Below are 8763 nucleotides of genomic sequence, written 5' to 3'. Positions count from 1 at the left end.
AACTAATTATTACAAAAAATCAGAATTTTCTATATAAAACTATATAAAAATTAAAATAATAATAGCAACAATACGGATAAATAATGCTAATCTAAAAATAACATTTATCAGTAAAAATCAGGGAGCTACCTAAAAAAGTACCGAATTTTAGGTGAGATGATTTAGCATAGGCTAGTAGTTGAGTAATAAATTGTATTTGGTACTAAACAAATAATTAGGGTGACTCCTGAGAACTAGCGGCTCTGGATGCAGGGCTAAGGAGAATAACATGAATAATATAATAATAGGGACTCAGCTTTTAGATGAGTCTGAAATGTCTGCTTTGAATTTAGGATTATTAAGTTTAGAAGAAAGCTTGAAAGTAATTGCTACAGATGGCAGTTTATTACCAATATTTGAAGTAGCTTTTGGTAATCAATTTGAGCGAGAAAAAGTAGAAGATTTGCGAAGGAAATGGGAAGGAGAAAATTTAGAATGGTTGCCAAAAATTGATATTCGCTCCGCAGCAGAGATTAATGGAGCGAATGGTGCTTTTGCCGGAGCGAATAACACTATTTATTTAGCAGCAGAATATATTAGTCAGAATGTGGGAAATGGGGAGGCGATCGCCAATCTTTTATTAGAAGAAGTTGGGCATTTTGTGGATTATGAAATTAATCAGGTTGATACTTCTGGAGATGAAGGAGATATTTTTGCTCAGTTAGTGCAAGGTGTAGAATTAAACGAACAAGAATTACAAGCATTAAAAACAGAGGATGATACTGCACTTGTTAATATAGATGGACAGCAAATCCAAATTGAACAGAATGTAAAGGAACTTCTCGACACAGTTAGTGGGGCAATAAATGACATTCTAGATGGTCTTAAAGATGCTAAAACGGTAGTAGAAGGAGTAACCAGTGGTTTAAAAGAATATTTAACAGTTATTCAAGCAGCAATTGACAATCAAATATTTACAAAATTGCCTCTACTGGGCGACGAATTGCAAAAATCTACAGACCAAGCAGCCAAATTTCTCAATGACCTCAACAACGATATTTTAGCTCAATTAGAACAGTTAGAAGACTTAGTAAATTTATCTTCAGACCAAGTAAAACAAGTTCTGTTTGATGCACTAAAGCAGCTTGATGTGCTGAAATCAGGGATAGATATTACAGCCATTCCTGAAAAATTTGAAGACGAAATAATTCCTAAATTGAAGTCTGAAATTAACAGCGATAAAGCTGTTTCTGATGTACTAGCTACAGCTATTTCAGAATTTTTAACATCTTTAAATCCGGAAATATTTAAAGGAGAAATTCCCACAGTTGATGCAGTATTAGAAATAGCAATAACTGAATTTAGCCAAGAATTACGAAGTCAGTTTAGTGGGTTATTGGCTGAAGTTTTGGATGAACCTCTGAATATAATTCGTGAAGCTTTCCTTGATGCAATTCCTAGTATAAATAAGATTGAAGACATCCCGGAATCTATTCCCAAAAATATTCTGAATGCACTACTAGATCCACCCAGTGGAGCAGAAATTACAGAGGTACTTCAAGACGCAATAGAAGATGGAATTAATCAACTAGGTGTAGCTGGAGAAAATTTGCTAGAAGATATTCTCTCAGAACTAGAAACCAAATTAGTTGACCCATTAGCAGGGTTATTAAGCAACGTATTAGAACAACCAAAACAATTAATTGAAGAAGGGCTAGAAGACTTATTAGGACAAGACATTAATATTGGTAATATTGCCAATGGTTTCACTTTTAATATTGATTTTAATCAAGAGAAATCTTTAGAAACTTCCTTAGCTTCTGACATTGGTTTGCCAGGGTTAGGATTAATAACTGATGGGAAAGCAAAAGTAGATTTAGGCATTGACTTTAATTTAGGTTTTGGTTATACATCAGATGATGGGTTATTCCTGGATACTTCTCCAGATAAAGAATTAGATATTGGTCTGAATGCTTCATTACCAGGCTTAAAAGCAGAAGGTGAAATGGGATTTTTGTTAGTTGATATTACAGATAAAGGAAGTCAGCTAAATGCAGATTATTCTGTAGATGTAACAGACCCAAATTCAGACGGTAAATTAACATTATCTGAAATAGGCGGAACTTTATTTAATATTAATGCTGAACCAAATGCTTCTGCTGATATAAAATTAAATATCGTCTCAAAACTTGGCGACTCAGCAGCACTACCAAAAGTTGGTACAGATTTGAATATTAGTTGGAATTTTGCTGAAAATAATGCCATTCCTCAAGTTAGTTTTGATGACACAAATATATTTTTAGGTTCCTTTCTCAGCGATTTTGTCAAACCAATTGTTGAACCAATTCAAGTAATTACTGAACCCATTCAAGCAGCCACAAATTTTCTCAAAGAACCAATAGACATTTTAAAACCATTAAACTTAGGAGGTGATGAGCATAACTTACTCGGTTTAGCTAATCAATTTTCTAATGACCCAACTATTAAAAATGTTACTTTGGCATTGGATGCTATTAATTTTATTAACGTATTGTCTAATATAGCTGATAAAGATGCAGGCGAAGTAGGAATTAATATTGGTGATGTTAGTCTAGGTGACTTTGATATAACTTCCGGTACTTCTATTGCAGAGGCAACCCTTTCAGCACCGAAGAAATCTCTCGCAGAGCTAGAACAAGAATTTAACGCAACCCTAGCTCAACTAGAAGAAAAAAATCCAGGAAGCTCTGGTCAATTTCAAGCTCAAACAGAATTCTTCAGTAACAAAGACTCTATTGATAAATTTCTGTCATTCCCAATTTTAGATAATCCCACTTCAGCAATTGGATTATTGACTGGGCAAAATGTAGACTTTTTTGAATTTAAAGTTCCCGAATTTGATTTCTCCTTTGGTATAGACGGTTCGTTTCCTATTGTAGGTCCGATTGCCGTATCTTTTGGAGGTGAAATAGGAGCAAAACTAAATCTAGGATTTGGATATGATTCTGAAGGAATAAAACAGTGGGCTGACACTGGATATGAATCTGATGAAATAGAGAAAATTTTTGATGGCTTTTTCTTTAGTGATAATCGAAATGGCACAGAAGATTTACCAGAATTAGAAGTCAGCGGTCTGCTCAAAGCAGGAGTAGGTCTGGATGTCGTTATTGCCAAAGCCGAAGTTAACGGTGGTATTGAAGCAACTATCAGTGTTGACTTAGAAGACTTAGGAGAATCTGGTGACGATTTAGGAATAAGTGACGGTAAAATTCGTGGCTCTGAATTCAAAGCTATTTTTGACTCCCACCCAGGTTGCTTATTTGATATAGGTGGTCAATTAGATGCGTTTCTCGGATATTACGCTCGAGTTGGCTGGCCTCCCTTTGGTAAGAAATGGGAAGGAGATTTTGCCAGAACTACCCTAGCCGAATTTGGCATTGAAACTTGTCCTGACCACGAGCCCATATTAGCCAATGAAGGTCCTGAAACCTTTAGTGGTGGCACTCTAGAATTAAATATGGGGCCACGGGCGGAATTACGGTTATTTATCAATACCACTGACGATGGTGAGATATTTATTCTCAAGGGTTCAGGGAATCCAAACAATGACACAATAACTGTTAATGCTATTGGCTATTCTCAAGATTACACTGAAGTGAATAATATTCAGGCTAATGGTGGCAAACTTGATGACAAAATTGATGTTGAAAATATTGCCATATCCGTAGAATTTTCTGGTGGTGAAGGAGATGATGTTTTATCTGGTGGTGAAGCAGATGATGTCATCAACGGAGATAGTGGAGATGACAGAATATTAGGTCGAGCTGGAAACGATAATCTCTCTGGTGGTAGTGGTCAAGATGTTGTTAATGCTGGAGAGGGTAACGATAATGTTTCTGGCGGTGAAGGGGATGATGAACTGTCTGGTCAAGCAGGAATAGATAATATTGATGGCGGCGCTGGAGACGACTTTATAGATGGTGGTGCTGACAATGACGAACTTTATGGAGACAGCAATGACTCCCAAGCTGGCAACGATATTATTCTCGGTGATGAGGGTGACGATCAAGTTTATGGTGGTGCTGGTAACGACAATATTAGTGGGGGTACAGGAGAGGATGAACTAGACGGCGGTACGGGTGATGATGAAATATTAGGAGATGCTGGCAACGACCTGCTCAAGGGAGAAGCGGGTAACGATAGAATTAGTGGCGGTGAAGATGTTGATGTTGTAAGTTATGAAAGCTCTCCCGATGCAGTTGTTGTTAATATTGATGAGACACAAGGTTATCAAAACTCAGGCCCAATAGATGACTTAGAAGGCAACTTTAATATCGACGCAGCCACAGCTCAAGATGGGTTTGGTACTGAAGATAGCTTTAATTTTACTGCTACTAGAGCAACCTATGATGAAACAATAAATACAGTCATTGAGGAAACTATTGATGTTTCTGGAAATCTAGAAAATATTATTGGTTCAGGTTTTGATGACATTCTCATTGGTAACGAAAAAGATAACGACATTGACGGCAACTCAGGCAATGACGTTGTTATTGGTAACGCAGGCAATGATAACCTCGATGGTGGAGAAGGCAACGATGCAGTCAGCTATCGACGCGACCCCAATGCAGTAGAAGTCAACCTCGCAACCAATACAGCTACCGATGGCTTCGGCAACACAGACCAAATATTTAACATCGAAAACGTTGTCGGTTCAGAATTCGACGATAACATTACAGGGGATGAAGAAGCAAATATTGTCACCGCAGGCACTGGTGCAGACAACGTTAAAGGTGGTGCAGGAGATGACAACCTGAACGGCCAAACTGGTAACGACCTCCTCACAGGAGAACAAGGTAACGACATTATTGATGGTGGCAATGATATTGATACAGTCAACTACGACAACTCCCCCAACGCCGTAGTCGTAAATATCGATGAAACAAACACCTACAGCAACGACACCTCCGATGCCAACCCCATAGACTTAGAACCCAACTTCACCATTGAAGCAGGCACAGCATCTGACGGCTTTGGCACAACAGACATCCTTACCAACCTAGAAAATATCATCGGTTCAGAATCAGACGATGTTCTCATTGGCAACGAAAAAGATAACGAAATTAACGCCTTAACAGGCAACGACCTAGTTATCGGCAACGCAGGCAACGACAACTTCGACGGTGGAGCAGGCACAGATGTAGTCAGCTACCTACGCGACCCCAACGCAGTAGAAGTCAACCTCGCCACTAACACAGCTACCGATGGCTTCGATGCCACCGACCAAATATTTAATATCGAAAACGTTGTCGGTTCAGAATTCAACGATAACATCACAGGCGATGATGACGCCAACATAGTCACCGCCGAAGCAGGAGATGATGACGTCAAAGGTGGTGCAGGAGACGACGAACTTTACGGACAAACAGACAACGACCTCCTCAAAGGAGAACAAGGTAACGATCTCATCGACGGTGGTGATGACAACGATACAGTCAGTTACGACAACTCACCCAATGGAGTAGTAGTCAATATCAACGAACAACAAGACTACGAAAACCCAGGTGGCTATCAACATACAACCATAGTCACCGACAAACCCATCCCCACCGATACCGAACCAGACTTTACCATCGAAAAAGGCACAGCTCAAGACGGTTTTGGCACCATAGATACTCTCAAAAACCTCGAAAATATCATCGGTTCAGAATTCAATGACGTTCTCATCGGCAACGAAAAAGATAACCGCATCGAAGGTCTTGCAGGTGATGACATAATGGTAGGTAACGCCGGAGACGACCAACTAGACGGAGGCAACGACAACGACACCGCCTCCTACCGCCGAGACCCAGACAAGGTAAACGTCAACCTTGAAGAAAACCAAGCCAACGACGGCTTCGGAGGCACAGACCAAATATTAAACACAGAAAACGTCATCGGTTCCGACTTCAACGACACCATTACAGGAGACGAAGTAGACAACATCATCCACAGCGGAACAGGTAACGACATTGTAGAAGCACGGGATGGAGAAGACATCATCTTCGGCGAATCAGGAACAGACAACATCAAAGGCGAAGACGGTAACGACTTCATTGTGGGAGGCAAAGACCCAGACAAACTAGACGGAGGCAACGACAACGACACCGCCTCCTACTTCACCTCCGAAAGTCGAGTTCACGTCAGTCTCTTTGACGGTAAAGGTTGGGCAGGAGACGCCAAAAAAGACACCCTCACCAACATCGAAAACCTCGAAGGTTCAGAATACGAAGACCTACTCATTGGCGACGCACAAAACAATATCCTCAGTGGTTTAGGAGGAGACGATCTACTCAAAGCCAAAAGGGGAAACGACCTCATAGATGGAGGAGAAGGAGAAGACCGCCTCTACGGTCAAGACGGCAACGACACCTTAGAAGGTCAAGCAGGTAACGACCTCCTCAAAGGCGGCAAAGACCACGACCAACTAGACGGAGGAGAAGGCAACGACAACCTCAAAGGTGGAACAGGTAAAGACACCCTTTCTGGAGGAGCAGGCAACGACAACCTCAAAGGTGGAACAGGAGACGACCAACTAGACGGAGGAGCAGGCAACGACAACCTAGAAGGAGAAACAGGTAACGATAACCTCAAAGGTGGAACCGGAAACGACCAACTAGACGGAGGAGACGGAGACGACAACCTCCAAGGAGAAGCAGGAGATGACCAACTCTATGGTATGGGAGGTCAAGACAACCTTGATGGAGGAAGCGATGACGACCTCCTAGAAGGACGATCGGGCAACGACCAACTAGAAGGAGGAGAAGGCAACGACCGCATCTATGGCAACCAAGGTAACGATAACCTCTCTGGAGGAGAAGGCAACGACCTCCTCAAAGGTGGTTTTGACAAAGATACCCTTGATGGTGGAGCTGGAAACGACGAACTATTCGGTCAAATAGACAAAGACCTACTCAAAGGAGGAGAAGGCAACGACAACCTCTGGGGAGGAGGCAACGACGATCGCCTTTATGGAGGAGAAGGAGACGACTACCTCAATGGAGAAGCAGGAAACGACACACTCGAAGGTAACGAAGGCAAAGACCGCCTCTACGGAGAAGAAGGAGACGACGAAATCAAAGGAAACACAGGTCGCGACTATCTAGACGGAGGAGCAGGCAACGACAAACTATTAGGCAACGAAGACAACGACCGCATTTACGGTCGGGAAGGAGACGACATCCTGGAAGGAGGAACAGGTCAAGACATACTCGACGGTGGAGCAGACGACGACTTCATGTATGGAGAAGAAGGAGGCGATCGCCTAGATGGAGGAGAAGGAGAAGACTACCTAGATGGAGGAGAAGGAGACGACTACCTCAATGGAGAAGCAGGAGACGACCATCTGTTAGGTCAGTCTGGTCGAGATTATTTAGATGGAGGAGAAGGGGAAGACATACTCGAAGGAGGAGAAGAAGCAGACTTATTATTAGGTAAAGAAGGAGATGACCTACTCGAAGGTGGTGAGGGCGATGACGAATTAGACGGTGGAGCAGACGAAGACCAACTTTACGGTCAAGAAGGTAACGATACCCTGAAAGGAGGTACAGGTAACGACTATCTTGAAGGAGGTGAGGGCGATGACGAATTAGACGGTGGTGAAGGAAACGACCAACTATATGGTCAAGAAGGCAAAGACATCCTTTCTGGAGAAGAGGGTAACGACAACCTTTATGGAGGGGATGATGATGACCAACTAGAGGGAGGTACAGGAAACGACTTACTTTCTGGAGAGGAAGGTAATGATACTTTAGATGCTGGAGATGGTGATGACAACCTAGAAGGTGGTGAAGGAGATGACGAACTTACAGCAGGAAAAGGCGAAGACCAACTTTATGGTGATGAAGGTGATGATACTTTAGATGCTGGAGTTGGTCACGACTATATTGAAGGTGGTGAAGGAGATGATGAAATCACAGCAGGTGAAGGTGATGACCAAGCTTACGGAGGTGCTGGTAGCGACAGTATTAATGGTAATGGAGGCAACGACTTACTTGCCGGCCGACGATTGCACCGCCGTCGCGTACTCGGCGGCCGGGGTGGAGATGCTGCAGGCGGCGGCCTGGGCCGTCGGGGGTGTGTCGGCGGGGCGGGCCGACGCGGCGCCCAGAGCGACCGCAGCGAGCGCGACGACGGCAACGATGGGGATGAGGAGGCCGGGTGGTGGGCGATGCACCCGTTGCCCGTCGGCCCACCGGCGATCGCTGTGAGCGCTGCACCCCTCAGCCGGTCGGTGCCGGTTCGAAGATGTAGGGGGTGAGGTCGTCCTGGGCTCGGATCCGCCACTTGTGCCAGTTGCCGCCGCCGTAGTAGGCCAGGCTGCCGGGCTCGGCCGTGCCCTCACCGTTGTAGTAGGAAATGCAATCGCGGAGCGGCGCGGTCGCGATGTCGGCCCGGCGGCAGTGGTCGGCGTAGGCCTGTTCCGCTTCCTCGGTCACGTCGACGGTGGCCAGGCCGTCGTCCCGCATCTTCGTCAGCATCCAAAGGATGTAGTCGGCGTGCTGCTCGATGGCGTCGGTGAAATTGAAGCTGCCACCGCCGCCCTGCGGGCCGGACACGATGAACAGGTTGGGGAACCCGTTCGAGTGCAGGCCGAGGAAGGTTTTTGTTCCCTCGGTCGCCCTTTTTGTCAGGCGTTATAATAAACCCTATGGAACGCCGTTTGAATCAAACGTTCGAGCAAATTGCTCAAGCATTTTGCAAAAGTGTTTGAACGTTTTGCAACAACGTTCACGCATTTGTCGGAAACGTTCGAACGTTTTGCAA

At 43.9% G+C, this 8763-nt stretch carries 2 protein-coding genes; one reads left to right on the top strand and one right to left on the bottom strand.

Features of this window, described 5'->3' with window-relative positions; translation table 11 throughout:
* Positions 1-268: 268 nt before the first annotated feature.
* A complete protein-coding gene (locus tag F6K13_RS07610; protein WP_287287147.1) occupies positions 269-8257 on the top strand; it encodes a hypothetical protein in 7989 nt (2662 codons plus the stop codon).
* On the opposite strand, the gene F6K13_RS07605 is transcribed toward F6K13_RS07610, so the two are convergent.
* Entirely contained in the window at positions 8220-8555 is a 336-nt protein-coding gene (locus F6K13_RS07605) for a hypothetical protein (protein WP_287287145.1), read from the bottom strand. The genes F6K13_RS07610 and F6K13_RS07605 overlap by 38 nt on opposite strands.
* Between the last annotated feature and the right edge of the window lie 208 nt (positions 8556-8763).

The organism is Okeania sp. SIO2B9 (genome assembly GCF_010672505.1).
In the GTDB taxonomy this organism is placed as follows: Bacteria; Cyanobacteriota; Cyanobacteriia; order Cyanobacteriales; family Microcoleaceae; genus Okeania; species Okeania hirsuta.
This window is presented reverse-complemented; position numbering and strand designations above follow the sequence as displayed.